This is a genomic window from Microbacterium sp. ZW3a (assembly GCF_057167165.1).
Genome location: NZ_CM169903.1, coordinates 3,169,179 through 3,191,219 on the forward strand (window position 1 = coordinate 3,169,179; position 22,041 = coordinate 3,191,219).

At 65.7% G+C, this 22,041-nt stretch carries 18 protein-coding genes and 1 pseudogene; 5 read left to right on the forward strand and 14 right to left on the reverse strand.

Features of this window, described 5'->3' with window-relative positions; translation table 11 throughout:
• Positions 1-188 precede the first annotated feature (188 nt).
• The 3 genes from ACU6WY_RS14775 to ACU6WY_RS14785 are packed head-to-tail and all read right to left on the reverse strand — an operon-like array spanning position 189 to position 3,924.
• On the reverse strand, positions 189-1,364 hold the full coding sequence (locus ACU6WY_RS14775) for a thiolase family protein (RefSeq protein WP_005055005.1): 1,176 nt from the start codon (positions 1,362-1,364) through the stop codon (positions 189-191).
• Between the two features lie 30 nt (positions 1,365-1,394).
• Positions 1,395-2,597, reverse strand: coding sequence for an acyl-CoA dehydrogenase family protein (locus ACU6WY_RS14780; protein ID WP_005055001.1), 1,203 nt, complete (start codon positions 2,595-2,597; stop codon positions 1,395-1,397).
• Between the two features lies 1 nt (position 2,598).
• On the reverse strand, positions 2,599-3,924 hold the full coding sequence (locus ACU6WY_RS14785) for a CaiB/BaiF CoA transferase family protein (RefSeq protein ID WP_232783957.1): 1,326 nt from the start codon (positions 3,922-3,924) through the stop codon (positions 2,599-2,601).
• Between the two features lie 152 nt (positions 3,925-4,076).
• Between ACU6WY_RS14785 and ACU6WY_RS14790 the strand changes: the two genes are divergently transcribed.
• The 3 genes from ACU6WY_RS14790 (at position 4,077) to ACU6WY_RS14800 (ending at position 6,989) form a co-directional block, all read left to right on the forward strand.
• Positions 4,077-4,832 (forward strand): SDR family NAD(P)-dependent oxidoreductase, encoded by a 756-nt coding sequence (locus tag ACU6WY_RS14790; protein ID WP_005054998.1) that lies wholly within the window; start codon positions 4,077-4,079, stop codon positions 4,830-4,832.
• 96 nt (positions 4,833-4,928) lie between these two features.
• Positions 4,929-5,828, forward strand: a complete 900-nt coding sequence (locus ACU6WY_RS14795; protein ID WP_005054995.1) for a LysR family transcriptional regulator — start codon at positions 4,929-4,931, stop codon at positions 5,826-5,828.
• A gap of 102 nt (positions 5,829-5,930) precedes the next feature.
• Positions 5,931-6,989, forward strand: a complete 1,059-nt coding sequence (locus tag ACU6WY_RS14800; RefSeq protein ID WP_005054993.1) for an alcohol dehydrogenase — start codon at positions 5,931-5,933, stop codon at positions 6,987-6,989.
• Positions 6,990-7,017: 28 nt separating this feature from the next.
• Here ACU6WY_RS14800 and ACU6WY_RS14805 read toward each other — a convergent pair whose 3' ends face one another.
• Both ACU6WY_RS14805 and ACU6WY_RS14810 read right to left on the reverse strand, forming a co-directional pair.
• Positions 7,018-7,866, reverse strand: a complete 849-nt coding sequence (locus ACU6WY_RS14805) for a 3-hydroxyacyl-CoA dehydrogenase family protein (protein WP_005054991.1) — start codon at positions 7,864-7,866, stop codon at positions 7,018-7,020.
• On the reverse strand, positions 7,863-8,615 hold the full coding sequence (locus ACU6WY_RS14810) for an enoyl-CoA hydratase/isomerase family protein (RefSeq protein WP_005054989.1): 753 nt from the start codon (positions 8,613-8,615) through the stop codon (positions 7,863-7,865). The genes ACU6WY_RS14805 and ACU6WY_RS14810 overlap by 4 nt, the downstream gene beginning before the upstream one ends.
• A gap of 212 nt (positions 8,616-8,827) precedes the next feature.
• On the opposite strand from ACU6WY_RS14810, the gene ACU6WY_RS14815 reads away from it, so the two are divergent.
• Positions 8,828-10,198, forward strand: coding sequence for an NAD-dependent succinate-semialdehyde dehydrogenase (locus ACU6WY_RS14815; RefSeq protein WP_005054987.1), 1,371 nt, complete (start codon positions 8,828-8,830; stop codon positions 10,196-10,198).
• 82 nt (positions 10,199-10,280) lie between these two features.
• Here ACU6WY_RS14815 and ACU6WY_RS14820 read toward each other — a convergent pair whose 3' ends face one another.
• From ACU6WY_RS14820 to ACU6WY_RS14835, 4 genes are all read right to left on the reverse strand, one after another.
• Complete coding sequence (locus tag ACU6WY_RS14820) at positions 10,281-11,996, reverse strand: helix-turn-helix domain-containing protein (RefSeq protein ID WP_101305220.1); 1,716 nt, start codon at positions 11,994-11,996, stop codon at positions 10,281-10,283.
• A 69-nt stretch (positions 11,997-12,065) separates the two neighbouring features.
• The gene (locus ACU6WY_RS14825; RefSeq protein WP_230005328.1) at positions 12,066-12,521 is read right to left on the reverse strand and encodes an acyl-CoA thioesterase; all 456 of its coding nucleotides are present in this window, start codon (positions 12,519-12,521) and stop codon (positions 12,066-12,068) included.
• A gap of 50 nt (positions 12,522-12,571) precedes the next feature.
• The gene (locus ACU6WY_RS14830; RefSeq protein ID WP_005054981.1) at positions 12,572-14,185 is read right to left on the reverse strand and encodes a flavin-containing monooxygenase; all 1,614 of its coding nucleotides are present in this window, start codon (positions 14,183-14,185) and stop codon (positions 12,572-12,574) included.
• Between the two features lie 43 nt (positions 14,186-14,228).
• Entirely contained in the window at positions 14,229-15,140 is a 912-nt protein-coding gene (locus ACU6WY_RS14835; protein WP_005054979.1) for an alpha/beta hydrolase, read from the reverse strand.
• A gap of 482 nt (positions 15,141-15,622) precedes the next feature.
• On the opposite strand from ACU6WY_RS14835, the gene ACU6WY_RS14840 reads away from it, so the two are divergent.
• Positions 15,623-16,057, forward strand: coding sequence for a hypothetical protein (locus ACU6WY_RS14840; RefSeq protein WP_483820396.1), 435 nt, complete (start codon positions 15,623-15,625; stop codon positions 16,055-16,057).
• A gap of 305 nt (positions 16,058-16,362) precedes the next feature.
• Here ACU6WY_RS14840 and ACU6WY_RS14845 read toward each other — a convergent pair whose 3' ends face one another.
• The 5 genes and pseudogenes from ACU6WY_RS14845 to ACU6WY_RS14865 all read right to left on the reverse strand — a co-directional run.
• Positions 16,363-17,619, reverse strand: coding sequence for a hypothetical protein (locus tag ACU6WY_RS14845; RefSeq protein WP_005054973.1), 1,257 nt, complete (start codon positions 17,617-17,619; stop codon positions 16,363-16,365).
• On the reverse strand, positions 17,582-18,778 hold the full coding sequence (locus tag ACU6WY_RS14850; protein ID WP_165801300.1) for a hypothetical protein: 1,197 nt from the start codon (positions 18,776-18,778) through the stop codon (positions 17,582-17,584). Before ACU6WY_RS14850 ends, ACU6WY_RS14845 begins: the two co-directional genes overlap by 38 nt.
• Positions 18,779-18,994: 216 nt before the next feature.
• Positions 18,995-20,098 (reverse strand): hypothetical protein, encoded by a 1,104-nt coding sequence (locus tag ACU6WY_RS14855; RefSeq protein WP_005054969.1) that lies wholly within the window; start codon positions 20,096-20,098, stop codon positions 18,995-18,997.
• Positions 20,095-21,714, reverse strand: a complete 1,620-nt coding sequence (locus ACU6WY_RS14860) for an AAA family ATPase (RefSeq protein WP_230007221.1) — start codon at positions 21,712-21,714, stop codon at positions 20,095-20,097. Before ACU6WY_RS14860 ends, ACU6WY_RS14855 begins: the two co-directional genes overlap by 4 nt.
• Before the next feature lie 42 nt (positions 21,715-21,756).
• Positions 21,757-21,906, reverse strand: a pseudogene (locus tag ACU6WY_RS14865) (translation initiation factor IF-2 N-terminal domain-containing protein); the annotation flags it as partial.
• Positions 21,907-22,041: the final 135 nt, after the last annotated feature.

Sequence of the window (22,041 nt, forward strand, 5' to 3'; positions counted from 1 at the left end):
CTCTCTGACGCGCCGACCCTGTCTGGTCAGCGGCCTGTCACGGCGGCGAGAGCGCTGGAGGTCACTGCAGCTGGCCGAGCTCGAGCATCTCACCGTCGAGGAAGAACGTCGGAGGGGAATGCTGAAGCTTCGGTTGACTCTGGGACTGCCAATGACCCCACCACGAACGGATGCTCGCGGTCTCACTGTCACCGTTCCAGCACGACGGCGAGGCCTTGACCCACGCCGATGCAGATCGCCACGACGGCGACGCCGCCTCCGCGTCGCGCAAGCTCATGCGCGGCATGCCCGAGAATGCGGCCCCCCGAAGCGCCCAGCGGATGGCCGATGGCCAGCGCTCCGCCGTGGATGTTGACCCGCTCAGGATCAAGTTCAGGCCACCCGGCGACGCATGCGAGCGACTGTGAAGCGAACGCCTCGTTGAGCTCGACCACGTCGACATCGGCCCAGGACCGGCCGGCGCGTGCGAGCGCCTTGTTCGCCGCCTCGATCGGCGCGATCGGGAACAGATGCGGATCGACGCCATGCGCCCCGCGTCCCGCAATCCGCGCGAGTGGCTCGCCGGGCAGCGCACCCTCCGCGGCGATCAGAACGGCGGAAGCGCCGTCGTTGATCGGCGAGGAGTTGCCGGCGGTGACGGTGCCTTCGCCGTCGCGCGCGAACAGCGGAGTAAGCCCGGCGAGCTTGTCCACGGAAGTGTCGTCCCGGATGCCCTCGTCGCGTGCCAGGTCGGCCCCTGGCACGTGCACGATCTCGCCATCGTAGACCCCGTCAGCCCACGCTTTAGCTGCCAGCCGGTGAGAGCGCACGGCGAACTCGTCCTGGGCATCTCGGGAGATTCCCCACTCTCGGGCGATCTTCTCCGCCGATTCTCCATTGGAGATGGTCCACTGCTTCGGCAGCTTCGGGTTGGTCATCCGCCACCCGATGGAGGTGTTCCACAGTGTCTGGTTACCGACCGCCGGCCACGGCCTCGGCGACTTCTCCACGATGAACGGCGCCCGGCTCATCGACTCCACTCCGCCGGCGAGCACGAGACCGGCGTCGCCGGTCTCGACAGCGCGGGCGGCCTGGATCACCGCTTCCAGCGACGACGAGCAGAGTCGGTTGACGGTCACGCCGGTGACACTGGTGGGGAAGCCTGCCAGCAGCGCCCCGAAACGGGCGACGTCGCGGTTGTCCTCTCCTGCTTGGTTCGCATCGCCGAAGATCACGTCATCGATGCGCGCGGGGTCGAGGCCCATGCGCGCGACGGTCGCCTTCATGACGACTGCGGCGAGATCGTCGGGCCGGATGCCGCTGAGCGCGCCACCCGCCCGCCCGAAGGGGGTGCGGACAGCATCGTAGACAAAGCTCGCGGTCATGGCGGGCTCCCTTCCGTGGTCGGCCGAGGGTCAGGCGAACGCCGATATTCCGGTGATCTGGCGCCCGATGATGAGCGACTGGATGAAGTCGGTTCCCTCATACGTGTGGACGACTTCCATGTCGGTGAGGTGGCGGGCGACGTGGTTCTCCAGAAGGAGTCCGTTGCCGCCGAGGAGGTCACGGGCATCCCGGCAGAGTGCACGCGCGTGCTCGCCGGTGAACATCTTCGCGAGCGAGGCCTGTTCGTTCGTCAGTCGGCCTTCATCCTGCAGGGTGGCTGTGCGGAAGCAGAGCAGCTGCATCGCGGTGAGATCGGCGAGCATGTTGGCCAGCTTGTTCTGCACCAGCTGGTAGCTCGCGATGGGCTTGCCGAACTGGACGCGCTCCTGGACGTAGGCCGCTGCCGCCTCGTACGCGGCGAGTGCGTGCCCGAGCGCCTCCCACGCGACGGTGCTGCGGGTGCGATTGAGGATCGCGGAGACGTCCCGAAAGGAGCTCGACTTCGCGAGCTTGTTCCCGGCAGGGATCCGCAGTCCGGAGATCTCGATGTGCGCCTGCTGGATCGCGCGTTTGGCGATCTTCCCGGTGATCGCCTCGGCCTCATATCCGTCGGGGTATCCTCCATCGGCATTCTTCTCAAGGACGAATGCCTTCACCTTCGAGTCTGCGGTGTCGCGTGCCCAGATGATGACGATGTCGGCGACATGGCCGAGGCCGATCCACCGCTTGGCACCGTCGATCACATAGACGTCTCCTTCGCGGCGGGCTGTGGTTTCCAGCGCAACGGAGTCTGATCCGTGCTCGGGCTCGGTCAGCGCGAACGCGCCGAGCTTGCGGAGGGCTGCCATTTCGGGCAGCCAGCGCTGCTTCTGCTCGTCGTCGCCGAGCAGTGCGATGCTGCCCATCGCGAGTCCCGAGTGCACGGCATTGAGCGTGTTCACACTGCCGTCGCCGCGTGACAGTTCCATCGCGACGAGGCCGGTCTGCAGTCGGGTCAGTCCCGGGCAGCCGTAGCCCTGGATCGCGGTGCCCACGATCCCAAGCTCGCCCAGGGCGGGGAGGATCTGGTAGGGGAAGTCCGCCAACTCCCAGTGTTCGTTGATGACAGGGAGGACCTCGGAGTCCACGAATCCGCGCACACGTGTGATGAGGTTGCGGTCGTCGTCGCCGAGAAGATCGCCGATCTGGTAGAAGTCTGTGTCGACCGGGTGTGCTGTCGTCGTGATCGTCATCTTAGTGTCCCTCTTCCCGAATCGCCGGGACGGTGACCCGGCCGCCGACGTGGTCTTCATCGCCTTCCGCGTCTTGCAGCCACCGTCGGACCGCCTCGCCATCCTGGTCGAGTGCAGGAGGCGCGGTGCGGTAGGTCGCGGGGGTGCGGGAGAACGTGATCGGGTTGCGAATGGTGGGCACCGCCTGGTCGTCGGTGCCGGCCGGAACGCTCGGGTCCAGCCCGATCTTGGCGGCGAACTCGACGCCTCCGCGAACATCCAGGACCGGCGCGCATGGGACCTGCAACGGGCTGAGGATGTCGAACCATTCCCATGCGGTCTTGGACGCCAGCCGTGCTGTCAGCAACGGGCGCAGGGCGTCTCGGTGCGCGCTGCGGTCCGCATTGGACGCGAAGCGGGTGTCTGCGGCCAGCTGCGGCAGCCCGATGGTGTCGCAGAACGTGGCGAACTGCACATCGTTGCCGATCGCGAGGACCAGTTCCCCGTCACGGGTGGGGAACGGTGCGTAGGGGTAGATACTGGGGTGGTCGTTGGCCATCCGGGTAGGAGACTGCCCGCTGAGCAGGAACCCGCCGGTCTGGTTGACCATGCCCGACAGTGCGGAGGACAGCAGGTTCAGTTCGACGTGCTGTCCCTCTCCCGAACGCTGTCGGTGGTAAAGGGCGGAGGTGATCGCGATGCAGGTGTGCAATCCGGTGATCACATCGAACACCGCAACGCCCGCGCGGAATCCTTCCGCGTCCGGCGCGCCGGTCACGCTCATCAGTCCGGACAGTGCCTGTGCGAGCAGGTCGTAGCCGGCGAGCCCTGCGCCTCCCGCGGTGCCGAAGCCGGTGATCGACGCGTAGATCACATTGGGGTTCTCCCGCTTGACGGACTCGTAGTCCAGGCCGAATCGCCGGAGCCCGCTGGGTTTGAAGTTCTCTGTGACCACATCGGCTCTGGCCGCGAGACGCTGTGCGAGGACAAGGTCATCGGGGTTGCGGAAGTCCAGCACCACAGACTGCTTGTTCCTGTTGATGGAGAGGAAGTAGGTCGACTCGCCTCGGTACTCCGGTGGCCGGTAGCTGCGTGTCTCATCCCCCAGCGGGCTCTCCACCTTGATGACCGTCGCGCCGAGGTCCGCGAGCAGCATCGTGCAGTAAGGGCCGGCAAGTACCCGGCCGAAATCGGCGACTAGGAGGCCGTCGAAAGGGCCGCCGGGAACGTCCTGCACCGTCCGGTCATCCGGGAGCGAGCTCTTCATCATCGGGAACACCTCAGTCGTCGTCATGTCCATCCAGACTCCCAGCAGCCGTTTATGTCCGTCCAATACCTGATCGGACACGTATTGATGCTGTGATCTCATGAAACGAGGGGCTGTTCCAGAACGGCACACTCGAGACTCCCGTTTGGACATCACCCTGGGGAGCGTCGAGGCGACGGTGCCGACAGCGGCCTGCGCCTGGGCGTGATCAGCAATGAGGCTAAGGAGAACCCATGGGTAGCAGGCTTGCAGGCAAGGTCGCGATCGTCACCGGCGCGGCGAACGGGATGGGGCGCGCGCATGTGCGCCGCCTCGCCCAGGAAGGGGCGAGCGTCCTCGCCACCGACGTCGACTCCGCCGGGCTCGAGCAGACCGTCGCCGAAGCGAACAGTGACGGCGGGACGGCCGTGGGGCTGGAGCAGGACGTCGCGATCGCGGCGAGGTGGGACGAGATCGTGGTAGAAGCCGAGCAGCGTTTCGGTCGGCTCGACATCCTGGTCAACAACGCGGGGGTGCTCATCCTCAAGCCCGTCGAGGAGACCACAGAGGAGGAGTGGGACCTCATCTTCCGCATCAATGCCAAGGGCGTCTTCCTCGGCACCAAGGCCGCGGCGCCTGCTCTGGTCCGCTCAGGCGGCGGATCGATCGTGAACATCTCGTCCATCTACGGCATCGTCGGCGCACCGAGCGCCGCCGCGTATGAGGCGTCAAAGGGCGCCGTCCGGCTGCTGACCAAGGCCAGCGCGGTGGACCTGGCCAAGTACGGCATCCGGGTGAACTCTGTGCATCCCGGTGTCATCGCCACCCCCATGACCACGGGGCTGCTGGCGACGCCGGAGTCGACGAAGGCCGTGCTGTCCACGACGATCCTCGACCGGCCCGGCCAGCCCGAGGAGGTCTCGAACGTCGTGCTCTTCCTCGCCTCGGACGAGGCTTCCTTCGTCACCGGCGCCGAGTATGTCGTGGATGGCGGCTATACCGCGCAGTGATCTCGGTCGGCCGGGGTCTGCGCGACCCCGGCCGACTCATCCAGACTTGTATGCCAATCCACCTTCCATCGGTACGGATTATGCAATAATCCCTGGATGGATCTGCAGCAGCTGCGCGCCTTCCTCGCCGTCGCCGAGGAACTGCACTTCGGGCGGGCAGCCGAGCGCCTGCATATGGCGCAGCCGCCGATCAGCCGCGGCATCCAGCAGCTGGAGCGGGAGTTGGGTGCGCGGCTGTTCGAGCGGAGCACCCGCAAGGTAACGCTGACCTCGGTGGGCGAGGCCCTCGTCGCCCCCGCCCAGGAGGTCCTGGACGCGCTGGACAGGGTGAGCAGGGTCGCCCGCGCAGCCGGAACGGGCGAGATCGGTCACGTCCGTCTGGCGTACGCGGGTGCGTCCTCCAACGTGATGGTCGGATTGCTCGCCCGAGCGGTCAACCAGAACCACCCGGGCATCCACCTCGAGCTGCTCAGCCAGCACTTCGCCCAACCGGCGATGCAGCTGCTCACCCGCGGCGACATCGACATCGCCCTCGGCAGGTGGGACCACATTCCCGCCGCCGTGCGCACCCGCGTGATCGCTGTCGAGGAACTCGTCATCGCCGTCCCGGAGACCCACCGTCTAGCCGACGCCGGTGCCGTGTCGATCGCGCAGTTCGAGGGTGAGCCGTTCGTGTCGCTCCAACCGCAGACCGGCACGTTGCTGCTGGAGCGGCTGCGACAGATGAGTAGAGCCGCCGGGTTCAACGCCGATGTCGTCCAGCACGCACCGGACTCGTGGACGCTGATGTCCCTCGTCTCCGCCGAGATCGGCTGCTCATTGACCCTGTCCTCGGTGATCGACAGCATCGCCGACCCGCACTTGCGCTTCCTGCGCCTGACCGACGACGTCGCACCTGTCGAGCTGCGGATGGCGTGGCTGCGCGACAGCGACGACCGTGCCTTGCACGCCGTGCTCCGGTTGTCCGAATCCGTCCTCCCGACGCCGCAGGACTAAGGGTCGCCAGGTATCAATCCGCCTGCCATTTGGTATTGGAGAGAATCAGAACGAAGTGGAAGCGTGGAGTCCACTGTGCGTATATCAACGGCGAGGACAACCATGCACGCGTTCGCGATCTTCCAAGACGACCACACCGTGACCGATGTGGAACTGCCGACACCAACGCCCGAGGGCACCGAAGTGCTCCTCCGCGTTGTTCGCTCCGGGGTGTGCCACACCGACATGCACCTGCGTGAGGGGTACTACGATCTCGGCAGCCGGGGGCGTCTGAATCTGATCGACCGGGGCGTCACCTACCCGCTTGTCCTCGGCCATGAGGTCGTCGGCGTCGTCGAAGCGGCCGGCCCCGACGCCGACGGGGTCTCGCCGGGTGAGCATCGCCTTGTCTACCCATGGATCGGCGACGGCTCCTGCGACGCATGCCAGGCAGGTCACGAGAACCTGTGCCCCTCGCCCCGTAACCTCGGCGTCGCCCGCCACGGCGGGTATGCCGAGTTTATCCTCGTCCCGCACCCCCGTTACCTCCTCGACGTCACCGGGATCGAAGAGCGGTGGGCCGCAACTCTCGCCTGCTCCGGCCTGACCGCCTACAGTGCCGCGCGCAAGGCCCTTCCGGCCACCGCGTCCGATCCGGTCGTGGTGATAGGCGCCGGCGGTGTCGGGTTGATGGCGATCGCCACGCTGCGCGCGCTCGGCCACGAAGCAGTCCTCGCGGTGGACCTGCAGGAGCGCAATCTGGAACTGGCGCGGCAGCTCGGAGCGACCACGACGATCTCCGCCCGCCAGGAAGACCTTGCCGCCGCCATCGTCGCCGGCGCCGGTGGGCCGGTCGCGGCGATCGTGGACTTCGTCAACAACTCCACAACAGCTCCCGCTGCGTTCGCCGCGCTCCGCAAGGGCGGAACGATGGTTCAGGTCGGGCTGTTCGGCGGAGAGCTGGTCATCCCCACCGCGTTGCTCACTCTGAAGATCATCACCATCCGCGGAAGCTTCGTCGGGTCCCTCGGCGAGCTCGAGGAGCTCGTCGGGCTCGCGCGGCGCGGCGCGCTCCCGCATCTCCCGATCATCGACGGGGAGTTGTCTGCGACGGCGGTGCAGGATGCGCTGGACCGGCTCGCCGCGGGCGGCGTGCCCGGCCGGATCGTGCTCAGCGCGTGACCGCGCCGGGCGTCCAGCCGGCCACGACTCACGCGTAGTCGAAGAAGCCGCGTCCCGTCTTGCGTCCCAGCTCCCCGGCCGCGACCTTGTCGCGGAGGATCTGCGGCGGGGCGAACCGCTCGCCGAGCGTCTCATAGAGGTATTCGGCGATCCCGAGACGCACGTCCAGCCCGACAAGATCGGAGGTGCGCAACGGACCTGTCGCGTGACGGTATCCCAGCACCATCGCCGTGTCGATGTCCTCAGCGCTGGCCACCCCCTCTTCGAGCATCCGCATCGCTTCCAGCGCGATTGCCGCGCCCAGGCGGGAGCTCGCGAAGCCGGGCGCGTCGTTGACGACGATCGGGGTCTTCCCCAGCGATGTCACCCACTGCTCCGCCCGTTGCCGCAGGTCCGGGTCGGTCGACGGCGTCAGCACGATCTCGACGAGTGACGAGGGCGGCACCGGATTGAAGAAGTGCAGTCCGCACACGCGCTCCGGCCTCGCGAGCTGCGCCGCGAGCCTTGTCACCGACAACGATGAGGTATTCGTGGCCAGCCACGCCGACTCCTCCACGATCCCCTCTGCTCTCTGCATCGCCTCGACCTTGAGTGCGAATGTCTCTGGGACCGCTTCGATCACGAGCTCGGCATTCCGCAGCGCCTCGTAGTCGGCGCTGGCCGCGACGCGGCCGGCGATTGCGTCGACGTCGACCGAGGCATCCCGCTCCGCGGCCTTGCGGATCCCATCGGCCAACCGCGCGGCGGCCGCGCCCGCCGCTGCCGGGTCGCGTTCGATCACGGTGACCTGCGCGCCCGCCTGAGCGAATACCTGCGCGATACCGGCGCCCATGCGGCCGCCCCCGATCACGCCGACGGTGGAGGGAACAGTGATCATCGGGTCTCCTGAGAACGGTTGAGGAATCGGGTCATCAGCTGCGTCTTGGCGTCCGACTCGAACAGGATCGCCTGCGCGAGTTCGTCGACAAGGGGGTGGGCGTCCCGCGGCGCAGCGAGCACGCGCTTCGAGACGCGGAGGGCGAGCGGATCCTGGCCAGCGATCCGATCGGCGACGGTATCCGCCGCCGCCGCTAACTGGTCGGGTTCATGCACCGAGGCCACCAACCCACACCGCAGCGCCTCCTCGGCGTCCAGCCGGCGCCCCGTGAACAGGATCTCCTTGGCCAGCGGCTCCCCCACCAGCTCGGCGAGCCGCCAGGTCGCCCCGGCCGCGGCCAGGATTCCGATCGCCGTCTCGGGGTTGCCGAACACGGCGCGGGTGGACGCGATCCGGATGTCGGCCGCGTACGCGAGTTCCGCACCGCCCCCGATCGCGAACCCGTCGACCGCAGCGATCACCGGCATCGGCAGCCGCGCGATACGGATGAACAGCCCGGAGTTGATGCCGGCCAGCGCTTCGTCGCGGCCGCGCTCGAGCAGCTGCCGGATGTCTGCGCCAGCCGCGAACACACCCCGTTCGGGCGTAGAGGTTCCGGTGAGAATCAGGATGCGGGGCTCTCGCTCCAGGCTCGTGCATACCGCGTGAAGTTCGTCGACCATGTCGTCGTTGATCGCGTTTCGCACGTCAGGACGGTTCAGTTCGACGTGAAGCCGGTCCGCGCCCTCGCGGAGTATCAGAGTGGTCACCGTCCCAGCCTCCCATCACCGATCAATGCGCGTCCAATACCCGATCCACGTACATCTGATGCGCCATCGTCATCAATCTGGACCGGGATCAGTATTGGACGAACTCGGCCACGGCGCGACAGGCTGAGAGGGCAGTACCGCGCCAGACGACCGCCGATCTGGGCGGGCGTGGCCCGTGAGACGCACGACAGCAATGAAGCGAGGAGACCACGATGGGTGCATACCGGACCATCAACCCAGCCACCGGTCAGACGGTCGCCGAGTACGCCGTGATCGGCGATGCGGACGTGGCCGACATCGTCGCCCGCTCGCACACGGCCTACCGCAAGTACCGGGAGCTGCCGCTCGCCGAACGGACGGGGATCCTGGCACGCGCGGCGCAGCTGCACCGGGACCGCATTGATGAACTGAGCGCGCTGCTGACACTCGAGGTCGGCAAACCCGTCACGCAGGCCCGCGGGGAAGTCGAGCTGGTCGCCTCGATCTACCAGTACTACGCCGACCACGCCGAAGCGTTCCTCGCCGACGAGACCCTCGACATCGTCGGCGGAGGGGAAGCGCTCGTCCGCACCGAGCCGATCGGGCCGCTGTTGGGGATCATGCCGTGGAACTTCCCCTACTACCAGGTGGCCCGGTTTGTCGCCCCCAACCTCGCACTGGGCAACACGATCATCCTCAAACACGCCCGCAACTGCCCGCAGTCCGCCCTCGCCATCGAACGCGTGCTCCACGACGCCGCGCTTCCAGCCGACGCGTACATCAACGCGTTCGTAGACAGCCGCCAGATTGCCGGCATCATCGCCGACCCGCGCGTGCAAGGGGTGTCGCTGACCGGCTCCGAGAAGGCGGGCTCGGCTGTCGGCGAGGTGGCCGGCAGGCACATGAAAAAGGTCGTCCTCGAGCTGGGCGGCTCGGACCCGTTCATCGTCCTAGAGGATGCTGACGTCGACGCGGCCGTGGCAGCCGGCGTACGCGGCCGCATCGCCAACGGCGGCCAGGCGTGCACGGCATCCAAGCGGTTCATTGTCGTGGATGCCGTCTACGACGAGTTCTCTCGGAAGTTCATCGACGCGATCACGAAGATCATCCCCGACGACCCCACGGACCCCGACACGTTCCTCGGCCCGTTGGCGTCCGCGGATGCCGGAGATGAGCTCGAGGAGCTCGTCGAGGACGCGGTCGCCAAGGGCGCCACCCTGCACATCGCCCCCGGTGCACGCCGAGAGGGCGCCTTCTACCCGCCCAGCGTGCTCACCGGGGTCACCCCGCTGATGCGAGCCTACGAGGAGGAGCTGTTCGGACCGACCGCGGTCGTGTACCGGGTGCCCTCCCCGCAGGCCGCGGTCGCCCTGGCCAACGAGTCGCCCTTCGGGCTGTCCAGCAGCGTCTTCACGCAGGATCCTCTGGCAGCCGCGCAGATCGCCCGCGAACTGGAGGTCGGGATGGTGTGGATCAACAGCACCAGCCGCAGCGCACCGGACCTCCCCTTCGGCGGCGTGAAGCGCTCCGGCGTCGGACGCGAACTCGCCCGGTACGGCATGGACGAGTTCGCGAACAAGAAGCTCATCCGAACCCCCGCCTGATATCCCCGTGTAACGCCTCCGCCGCGCCGAGTACGCAACTGCGAATCCAGGCCTCCCTGGTCGGCAGGCGGGGGCGCTGTTTTCAGGAGATCAGGGTGTTCTGCCCGTCGAAACCGTACGCGCGCAGTTTCCGGTACAGCGTCGTGCGCCCGATACCGAGGATCTCCGCTGCACGCGAACGGTTTCCGTCCGCCTCCCGCAGCGCCGCATCGATCGCCCGGTACTCGGATGCGGCGATGCCGCGCAGCTGGCGGGCACGTGTGCGCATCTCGGCGGGCAGAAGGTCGACGTCCAGGACGGTGCCGCCGGGACGCTGCACCACCATCGCGGCAATCAGAACCCGCAGCTCCGAGGCGCCACCACGCCAATCCCACCGGGAAAGCGCCTGCAGCACAGCAGGACTCAGTGTCACCGAGTACTCCTGAGCGAGTCTCACAGCCAGGCCGATGACACGGTCTGGGTCATCGCGCAGCGCAGGGAGATCGAGCCGCGGCCCTTGGCGGCCCAGGAAATCGACGACGACGCCAGTCAGGTCGTCTGCGACACAGAACACCACCCGGGCGGACCGGACGGGATCTGCCGCGCCAGCCAATTGCTGCAGGACCGGGAAGTCAACGTCGGTCAAAGACTCGACGCTGCAGACGACCACCGATGTACCTGTGCTCAGCGCCTGCACCGCCGTGGCCACGGCCCCCGGTTCCCGAAATGCCGGGGCGCCGATGACGACCGGGTCGTGGCGATCGCGTTCGCGCAGCCAGAGCTGGGCGAGAAGCGTCTTCCCACTGTCGCGCGGACCGTGGATCGCGATGCACCCGCTGCTGCGGCCGAGCACGTCGAGGTGCGCGGCAAGGCGGGAAAGCCGGGTGGGTTCCGGCGCTGCGGCCGGCTCGGACTCGGCAAGTTCCACGAGGTAGATGCTCTCCCCTGCCCGATTCACGATGCGGCGGGCAGTGCTCGGCCGATCCGCGAGCAAGACGGATGCGACATCCCCCTGCCAGTGGTGGGCCTGGAGCTCGTCCCACAGGGTCACGTGCCGCTCGGCCGAGAGCATCGGCAACGCGCCCGTCGAGGCGAGCACGCCGCCACGGCCGATGGCCAGCACACGGTGGCGGGCGGTACCGTCCGCGAACCGGGCCAGCAGCGCCTGCAGCTCCAGCGGTGCGGTGTTAAGCAGCGCGTCCTGGAGGTCACGAGCGGCCTGCTTCGCGATCGCGAGCATCGCGGGGTGGGACGCCCCGACGGGAGAGGCGAGGGCGAGCGAGCCGATGACCCGCCGCGAAAGAGGGTCGTGGATGGGGGCGCCAGCGCAGGCGAGGGTCTGCAGCCGGTCGTTGACGTGCTCGGCGCCGCGCACGAACACTGCGGATCTTTCCTCGATCGCCGTTCCGAGTCCGTTCGTGCCCAGCGCGGACTCCGAGAATTCGAATCCTTCGGCCGCGGACACCTTGTCGAGCCGTCTCGCGTGGCTCGGGTCGCCCACCTTTCGGGCGAGGATCCGTCCGGATCGGTCGCTGACCAGCAGCGCGACACGCATGTCCGCGAGTGATTCCGCCCATCGCGCCAGGACGATCTCAGCGGTGTCCTGAAAGCGTCCCGCCGGTTCGGAGAACGGGTGGTAGGCAGGAGTCGCCGTCGGATCGTAGCCGCCACCGGTGGTGAACGAGCGACGCCAACTGCGCTCGATCACCGGGGGGACGTTCAGTGTTCGGGGAGTGAGACCGTGCGCGCCGACGCCAGCTTCGAGAAGGCGTTCACGAGCCTGCCGCGCGCTCGCGGCGGAATAGGTATCGGTGGACATAGCTGGGACCTCGCGTCACTGCAAGTGGTCCCACCCAGTATCCGCCTCCCTATTAGGACCCGCCAATACCTAGTCCGCTGTGGATCCATCCTCTGTGCGCATGAGTCCATGGTGGTGGGGAAGCCGGTCGCGTTCGTAGGTGATGTCGGTGTAGCCGTGAGGAATGGGCTGGCCGTGGTCGTCGAGGCCGACGAAGACGATCTTCTCGATCGTCAGAATGCGGTCACGGGTGATCATGTTGCGCACCTCGGCGCGCATCGTGAGGGAGGTGCGCCCGAACGCGGTGGCGCGCAGTCCCATCTCGATCAGGTCACCTTGTCGTGCGGAGCTGACGAAGTCGATCTCGGATATGTACTTGGTGACCGCCCGAGGGTTTCCGAGCTGGATGATGGCGTAAATCGCGGCCTCTTCATCGATCCAGCGCAGCAGGCTGCCGCCGAACAGGGTGCCGTACGCGTTCAGGTCCTCGGGACGGACCCAGCGGCGTGATCGGAAGGTGACGTCTTCTGACATGTTGTCGCTCATAGGACGACCGTAGGCCGGGAAGCACACTCCCGGCCTACGGTTACCGTCGATCAGGCCGGGATGGGCTGTCCGATGCTGAATCCTTCGAAGTCCTTCGCCTGGATCTCCGAGAGGAGGCCGCGGTAGGCGCCTAGGCCGCCGAGGTAGAACATCACGGCGTGCTTCTTGCCGGGGATGTTCGCCCCGAAGATCCACGAGTCGGTCTTGGGGAACAGCGTGTAGTTTGCGATCGTCGTGCAGGTCTCGGTCCATTCGTCCTCGACCTGCTGCGACACCTCGATGAGCCCGCCTCTCCGCTCCGCCTCGGTCACCAGAGTCGTGATGAACTCGACCTGCGCCTCGATGCTGGGCACCAGGTTGGTGAACGGCCCGTTGGGGCCGAGGATCATGAACATGTTCGGGAATCCGGCCGTCATGATGCCGAGGAAGCTGGTCGGGGCGTCGGCCCAGTGCTCGTCGACGCTCACCCCTCCGCGCCCGCGGATGTCGATGCGGCGGTAGTTGCCGTCGACCGCGTCGAACCCGGTAGCCAGCACGAGCACATCCAGCTCGTGCTCAACACCGTCCGCGGTCTTCACCCCTCGTGGGGTGATCTCAACGATTGGGTTCTCCTTGATCGACACCAGCTTCACGTTGTCCTGGTTGTACACGTCGTAGTAGCCCTGGTTGCACAGGGGCCGCTTCGCATACGGCTGGGTCGGGGTGAGCAATCGCGCCGTCTCCGGGTCCTTGACCGTCTCAGCGATCTTGCGGCGGATGAACGCAGCGGCTGCCTCGTTCGACTCCGGGTTGATAGCGATGTCGTTGAACGTGCCGAACATGAAATAGAATCCGTTGCCTCGGTCCCATGCCGCCTGGAACACGCGCTCCCGCTCGGCCTCGTCGACATCGGTGGCCGCGACGGTGGACTCCTCGAACCCGAAGGCGACGCCGGAGTTTCGGACCTGCTCCCAGATCTCCGGGAACCGGGACTTGTATCCGTCCACCTCCCCCGGGCCGACCGGTCCGTTGCCGGAGGGGACGCTGTACTGCGCCGAGCGCTGGAACACGGTCAGGTGCGACACCTGCTTGGCCGCGGCGACGATGAACTGTGTTCCGGTCGAGCCAGTGCCGATGACCCCCACCCGCTTGCCCTCGATCGACAGGTCCTCCGGCCACTCCGCGGTGTGCACGAGGCGGCCTTCGAACGAGTCGATCCCGGGGATGTCGGGGATGTTGGTTGCTGCGAGCAGTCCCAGCGCCGCCACCACGTATCGGGCCGTGAAGGATTCTCCGGCGGAGGTGCCGACCGTCCAGGTGTTGGTGGCTTCGTCGAAGACGATCGACGTGACTTCGGTGTTCAGCCGGAAGTCCTTGCGGAGGTCGTACCGGTCGACGACGGTCTCAAGGTAGCGGAGGATGTCGGGCTGGTCAATGTACTTGCGGGCCCAGTCCCACTCCTGCAGCAGTTCGTCATCGAACGAGTATCGGTAGAAAGGGCTCTCCGTGTCGGACATGGCGCCGGGGTACCGGTTCCAGTACCAGGTTCCTCCGATGCCGGCGCCCTTCTCGAACCCGCGGACGCGCAGGCCGAGCTTGTCGCGCAGGGTGTGTAGCTGGTAGATGCCGCCGAAACCGGCGCCGACGACGATCGCGTCGAAGTCCGTGGTCTGTGTGGATGTCATGGTGCAACTCCTTCGGTGAATGAGGTGGGTGGGGTGCTGCAGGTCAGTGGCGAAGCCACTGGCCGATCGCCGCAAGCTCCGCGTCGACGTCCGCGTCGCGGCCAGCCAGGAACGGGTAGACGTGCTGCTGTCCTTCGGCGACATGCAGGGTGACGTCAACGCCGGCGCCCTTGGCGCGCTCTGCCACGCGGATGGCATTGTCGACCAACGACTCGACCGAACCGGCGTTGACGTACAGCGGGGGGAACCCGGTGAAATCCGCGTAGAGCGGGTTCGCGAGCGGCGCCGACGGGCTGGTGGTCTCCCCCAGCACGCCGGCGATCATGCCCTCCAGGAGCGGCACGGAGATCAGCGCGTCGGTCGCATCGTTGGTGACCAGCGTCGCGCCGCGGTTCTCCATGTCCAGCCACGGGGAGAACGCGATGACGTGCCCGGGCAGCGGCCGTCCCTTCGCCTTCAACGCCAACGGGATGGCGATGGCGAGATTGCCTCCCGCCGAGTCGCCGATGGTGGTGACGTCCTCGGGGTGGACCCCCCGCTCCAGCAGGGCCTCGAACGCCGCGACCCCGTCGTCTACCTGGGCGGGGTGCGGGTGCTCGGGCGCGCGACGGTAGTCCAGCACGAACGCTGTTACCCCGGCCGCCTTCGCGACGTGCGCGGCGAGCTTCCGGTGGCTGGCCGCAGAGCCGACGGCGAACCCGCCGCCGTGCGTGTAGAGGAGGACCTTGGAGCGATCGGCTCCGGCCGGGAACGCCCAGATGCCGGGCACGCCGCCGACCGTCTCCTCCTTGTAGGTGACATTTTCCGGTTCGATGGTCGGCTGGTGCCATTCATCGAAGATGCTGCGGAACAGCCGCATGTCCAGCTCGTGGGTGGCCATGAGCTCGGACCAGCCCAGATACAGATCACGCAGGGCGCTCGGGACGACTGCGGTCGCGGTGGATGACGAGGACATCGCATAACTCCTTCGTTGATGCTCGGCGCCTGCAGGAACTAGGCGACCACTCGGTGGATGAGCTCTACTCTCAGGGAGGATTCCGCCACAGCGCTGTGCCGATTTGGAACAGCTCACCCGGGTTGCCCGGTGACCACGACAGAGATCGGCTCCGGCGCACGGCATGATCAGGATCCAGCGCACGAACGAGACCGGATCGGGCACGGTGCCAGACGATCAGCGCCGCCACGACGAGAGTCGCGGCGGTCACCGCCATTGCTCCGACCCAGCCGCTCTGCGTGAAGACCGTCGCCAGGACGAGACCGACAGCCGGGATTCCATCTCCACGGAGAGCGACGGCAGCACACGCCGGACGGCGAAGATCTACTCACCGCCACCGTCTCCGCTTCCGACGACGACGACAGCTTCGGCTTCTACTCCCGGCCCACCAAGGCCCACATCATCGCCGCCGGCATCCGCCGCACCGCATGAACGAGCGCCTCATGAACAGCCGCACCAGCCTCACCATCTACCCCGCCCACGACGAGCAAACCCTGCTCCCGCCGACGCCGATCCTCGTCGACGAGCACTACTTCGTCCGCGCCGGGCTCGAGCAACTCCCCGCCCGCCTCATCGGGTTCAGCCCCGCCGGCGCGCTCGCCATCACGGCGTGGGTTCACGACGTGTTCCGTGCCCCGGAGCTCGCACGCGACCTGTACCCGACTTTCATCATCGCCGGTCGCGTCCAGGCATATCCGATCCCCGCCGCCAGGGTCACCGTGCGCGAGCCCGCCGGCGTCGTCCAGGTCGTGATCACCGACCCTGGCGGCAAGAGATACCGGCCATACCTCGGCGAGGACCGCGACATTGCCGACCGCATCGCCGCGGCCTGGGGCTCCCACCGCGGATACTCCGCCACCGTCCAACCGATCACCTGACAATCACGAACGGAGACACCATGCGCTGCTTGATGTGCGAAGAGCCCACCACGATGTACATCCCCTCGGACGACGTCGACGGCATCGGGCTGCATAGCTGCGGTGTCTGCGGGTTCGAGATCGAAGGCCCCCGCGACGAACCCGCGCATGTCGCCGACCATCGGAAGCTCACTGCAACGACGACCTCGACGACGTGTAGGTTCCCGTTGGAAATGGCCGAGGATGCCGGGAATCCCCGGTAGTTGGCAGTGGCCGAAGGCTCAGGATTCCGTGGGGAATGGCGAATCCCTACAGCCCCACGCCAGTCAGTCCTCGGCAACGCTGTCAGCGGCGTCGAGGCCGGGCAGTGTGAGAGCAGTCGCTTCGATCTCTTGCTGGGGTGCAGGCTCGGGCGGCGCCTGCGCCGGCTTACCGAACCCTGCGATTAGAAGCTCGCTGATGTCGTCCTTCAGAGAGCCAAAGCTTCGCAGGAACGCTGCAATGAGGCTCACGCTTGATCTTGCCGCCGGATCATTGAGTCGAAGCTGAGCCCCCGCAGCTTCTGAGATGTCTCGCCCACGAGCTAGCCGCTCGTGAACGACGAGATCAAACTGTCGAGGCAAGTCTCGGAGCGCGGGCTGACGGCCTAGCCGGATTGCGAGTTCTGCAGCAGAGTCAGCCCACTCCGGCGGTGAGGGCTCAAACGCGCCCATGGCCTCAGTCCGCACCTCGGGCGAGGCCTTCGCCGCCGCGAGCAGTCCACTGATGAACTTGTCGAAGTCGCGCGACAACTGGCGCATGCGCTGAGCGGGCACAACTCCGTCTGCGAGGCGTTCGCGAAGAAAACTTGTGAATGCACTCGGATCCATCGGGCGGACAAATCCCACGATCGTTACGAGGTTGAGTACCCAGATACTGAGGGTCTCTGAAATGAGCCACCGTACCGCGAGCTGTTCGTCATCCTTGACGCCGGGCGTCCAGCGCTGGCAAAGCGTCTCAAGTAGACCCAGGCTCTGCTTCAGTGCAGCGAACGGATCTAGAAACCACACGGTGGAAGTGAGGAACTTGAACGCAGGTCCGAGCGTGGGATCGTCCTTGCTGACTACTTTGACTGTGCGCCGCAGAAGCAGGGCGTTGGGTCCGTGGGCCCCAAGATCTGTGAGTTTCGAGAGATTAAGTGCGGCCTCTCGCGCCTGGAGGTCGTTGATCGATTCGACGCTGACGCGGGAATGGCGGCCCAGCTCCCGGGTTCTGGGCGTCACGCTCGAGGCAACAGTCAGTTCCGCTCGCTCTGCGCCTACCAACTCTTGCAGTCCGCGTAGCCACACAATACGGTCGAGTGGTTTCGGCGCGCTCTTCCCCGTCCCGCTCTTGGACTCGCCAATGGTCCGGTGACTCTCGAGCCCGGGACCAAGCCCGATGGCGAGTAGATCCAGGTCGGTGACTTGGATGAGTTCCGCGCCGTAGTAGCTGATGAGGTCGATGCCTACCCGAGTGAAGTACCCCTCCCAGAACCACACTTGGCCTACGCGGCATTCGAGTCGATCACCGGGGGTTAGCGGGTCGGTCTTGACGGGTGGCACGTTGCAGTTCCTTTCTCAGCTCGAGGATCGCTGATCTCGCGATCTCGTCAGCGGCTCCGAGGTCGCCCGCGCCCGCACGTGTTTGCTCTGGGTTGGTGAACTCGCCTGGAGCTCGGAGGAGGTTCACCGTCGGGTCCGTCGTTCCTGCGGACGTTGATGAGTTCTGAAGCCACGCGAGCCCGCCTTCGACGATCTCCTCCTTCACAAGTTCGAGGTATGCCCGGCCGTGGTCCGTTTCACGGACGCGAACGATGCCGTGCGCCTCAAGCAGGTGGTAGTCGGTGCTGATGTTGCTCGCAGGCCCAACGCTCCCGCGGTTTAGGAGCGCCCGCACGAGGACCACAGGATCGTGTATTCGACCGCCGCTACGTTCCGCTCGTTCATGCCCGAAGAGCATGTGGGCGACAAAAAGCTTGCGCTGATTCAGCGCCTCGGTGGTTGTGAGCCGGTCGTCCTCCGACTCGAGAGTAGGTGAAAAGACATATGTCTGCGCTCCGGATCCTCCCGTCGACTTGACGGTGGCGGCCTGGACGAGTCCGACCTTCTGTGCTGCGCCGAACACGCCGGGGGTCGGTTGCGCGAGGAGTGGAAGTGCGAGGCCGGGGTGTTGCGCTGCCTGTTCACATATGCCGAGAAGCGCGTCGCGCTCGCCCGGGGGAAGGCCACGGAGGAACGACGCGATCTCAATCTGTCCTGACTCCCACACGTAAGGGCTATAAATTACGTCCTCGGCGAGATCGACGGAGTTGACGCGCTTTGTAAGGCCTGTCGCCAGTGCAAGGTTCAGACCGGTTTCGCTGACTTGGTCGTTGAATCCTCGTCGGTGGAGTTGGTCGAGATGTTGGGTGGTCGTCAACGGGGCGAACGATGCGACTTCGATCGAGTGCAGCGTTACGATCTCATCGATGGTCGGGTTGAGCTGCTGTAGAACGCGGTAGGACTGTTCGATGAGGTTCCCGGTTACGCCCAGAAACTCCTGCACCTCGATTACAACGCCTTGTGTGTCCAGCGCGAAGTCTGCAACATTGGCAGCCTTCAGCGCCGGCAGCACGGTCGAGTGAAGTGATTGCCTTCCAATTCCTGCCTGGACGGCGAAAGACTCGAGGGCGGATGCACTCAAGGGGTCGGAGAATCCATGGATGCGGGCGACGAAGTCCATCGCTTCGCCTGCGTGAAGTAGTGACTCGAGTCTGGGTCTCAGAGCCGGGTCGATTGTGCGCGAGGCTTGATGAACCCGCGTCACAGCGCGCCCGAGTCGCCGGTCGGACCTGTTGACGTCCAGATCGGCAGTGGTGCTCTCCGCCATTCGAATCTCCTCACCCGCTACCGAGATGAGCCTACTGATCGGGCGTACGCTCCTCGCAGTGCGCTCGTCTCAATTTGTGGGGAATCGCATTTCGAGCACTCGCTGCCATTTGACGACGTCGGCGGCGTCCTCGGGCCGAAGACTGCGCATGTGTGCCAGACGATTCCGAATCGGCATGATCTGCGCGCTGAACTGTCGCCAGTGAGCGGCGCTCAACCCCAAGTCGCCGATCTGGGAACGGTCCTTTAGTTGGAGCAACTCCCCGAGTGAGAGCCATTCGAGAGGGTCGCGCAATTGCTTGACCGACGTGGCGCCCATGTATGCCGATTCGCTCGCTCGCTCGAGCACTTTTTCCGGAAGGTCGCCGTTCAGGCACTGCGTGCGCCAGTTCTCCGCCCATGCGGCGATTGCGCGCCGACGCACTTCGCGTCGGATGATCCGCTCGATCTTCCAGAGTCCCGAACTCACCTCGGCAAGCTGCTGCTGAGGATCGAGGGCATCCGCGAGAACCTCGTCGAGCGCCTTCTTGAGCGGTCCGAGATGCTTCGGAAAATTCCATGTCCGAGTCGCACCGTCGGGCGCTGTAAGGCTGGAACCATCCAGCGCCTCAAGCTCCCTCGCGTTGAGCAGGCCCAGCGCGCTCTGGCCAATCAGCAGGCTCTCGTACACGACACGATCGAGAGACGCAGCCAGGTCCATACCGAGTTCTGTCAGCGCCCGGCACAGTACGTCGGCCGGGGAGGCGCCGTCTTCAACGCACGTTGGCCACTCGTGAGCGCCTGTGCTCTTGACGACCGGAGCATGCGCCAGGCTGGCGTCGTCAAGGAGCGAACTCCCGACCACTGGAGGGAAAGCAATCCGAGGCGCCCGGGAGAGGAGGATGACCCTGCCGCCGGCCTCGACGTCGCTGAAGACGCGCTCGCGTAGCGCACCCATCTGAGTGGCCTCACTCTGCATCGTGAGCGACTCCATCCCGTCGATCACGACTGTTCCGGTGGTAAGTGGGCCATCTGGCTGCAAGTAGTCCCGGACGCGCGTCACGTTCACCTGCGAAGCCCCCAGAGCGCGGCGGGCTGGCTCGTTGCTCGAGCCCAGCTGCAGGAACACGACGCGGAGTTGCTCCGCTTTTCGGTGAACGCCCAGTATCCAGTCGGAGTAGTCGGTCGCGCTCATACGAGCTCCAGGATCACGCTGACTTCGAACTCGCCGTCCTGTTCGTGAATCAGACCCAGGTCCTTCAGTCGACGAACTGCGACGTGCTCGCTGGATGCGAGTTCCTTGAAGTCGGCTGCACTGTCCATCAGCACGTCCAGCATGACGGCCTCGTTCGCGTAGTAGCGCTTGACGTGTTGGACCATCTCCTCAATGTTGCCTTGGACGCGACTCTTCCAATCATCAAGTTCTGTGAGCACGGAAGCGCGAGTCATCGTACGTTGGAAGACGTCGGTCGGAAGGTGCTGCACGACGGCTGAGCTCAGATTTCGATACAGATAGGCGTGACCACCGGACGCCTCGTGGAGTGCCTCGAGCGCACCAGGTTCGATCTGGATGCCCATCTTGCCGCCGACGGTGCTCGCGAGATCGTCCGCCTCTTCTCGCTCCAGCGGCTTCACGTACACGGCCTTCGCCCAAGAGAAGAGGGGATTCGGTCGACCATACAGTCGTCCACCTTCAACGATGGCGCTTGTAAGGCCGGACAGCACGAAGGTGAAGTTCTCAGACTCCTGCACGATGCTCCTGAGGGCCGATAGCAGCTGCGCAATGCGTGGCATGTCGCCTTCAGCGATATCGATGCGATCCGCTGGGGTCAAGTACTCGATCTCGTCCAGGAGGAGCAGGATCCTATGCCCGTCTTTGTGGAGATGCTTGAGTATCGCCTGGAGAGCGTTCTTCAGGTCGAGGATGCTCGGGCGTTCCTGCAGCTGCGAAAGCTCTTGGGTGCGCAGCTTGTGAGCTTTGAGTTCAGCAATCAGTCGTCGACGCAGATCGCTGACGATGTCGTCGGTGGGGTCTTCCGGCGGAGAGGGGAAGGCCTCCAGGTCCATGAGGACGGTCACCACTTTGTCCTCTTGCAACTCCTCCTTAAGCTGCATGAGGATGCTCGTCTTGCCCGACTTCCGCAGTCCGAAGACGCCTGTGACTCGCTGGTTGAACACGTCGTCACGCATCGACTGCAGCAGTGTCCTGCGGCCGAAGAAGCTCGCGCCATACACGGGAGTCGTCATGTAGAAGAGGTCTCGGGCATAGATGTAGTCGCGAAGAAGGGTAATTAGCGAGAGTTCGTCTTCGTCGTCAATCAAGAGCGGGATCGCTAGTTTCGCGGGGCGCGACCAGTCGTTCAGTTTGATCTGTAGACGCCGATCGGGCGACCACATGAAGAAGATGTCCGGAGTGATGGAACGATCGGCGCCACCGAGCTCGCGGGCCGCAGCCTGGAAGGTCCGGCCCTGGAGATCCTCATGCGGACTGTAGAAGATCATCACCTCGCGGGTAAACCCAAACCCGGCCTCGATCGCTCCACTGAATCGCACATGGACGATCGCGCAGTCCCTGAAGCCATCCTGACGGCAGAACCCCGCGTAGACCACCTGGGAGCCAAGACTTCGCAGAGCGTCGATGTGGTCACGCAGGACCGGGTACTTGTATCGAACGCGCTCGACGTTTGCCAGCAGGTCTGGGTGCTGGGGCGCCGCCACAGCGCCCGATCGCCAGCCGAACTGTCGAGTGGATGGTGCGGTCGGATCGAATCCCGGCCGATCGACATGCGGGTCTACGTGCTCACGTCGCATCGGCGATGGCCGAGGCGAACCGGGTCGAGGGGGTCGGGCACCGAACGACGCCCTCACCTTGCGAGCAACTGGAGCTTCTATCGATGAAGACGGGCTCTTGACGAACTCACCAAGTTCTCGCAGACGGACCAAGACGGCCTTTGCGTCGACTCCCAGTTCGGCGGCGAGCTCGTGCACTCGCATCTTCGCCATCTGTTCTCCGCTCGTGGTCACTTGGCCCGCTGTGTCTGCCAGGGGCTGTGCATTACCGGCGAAGCCGGGTTGCCAGATCAGTCTGTTGCATGCTGCAGACACCGGCTGCGATGACACGGCTCGATATATCAGTCG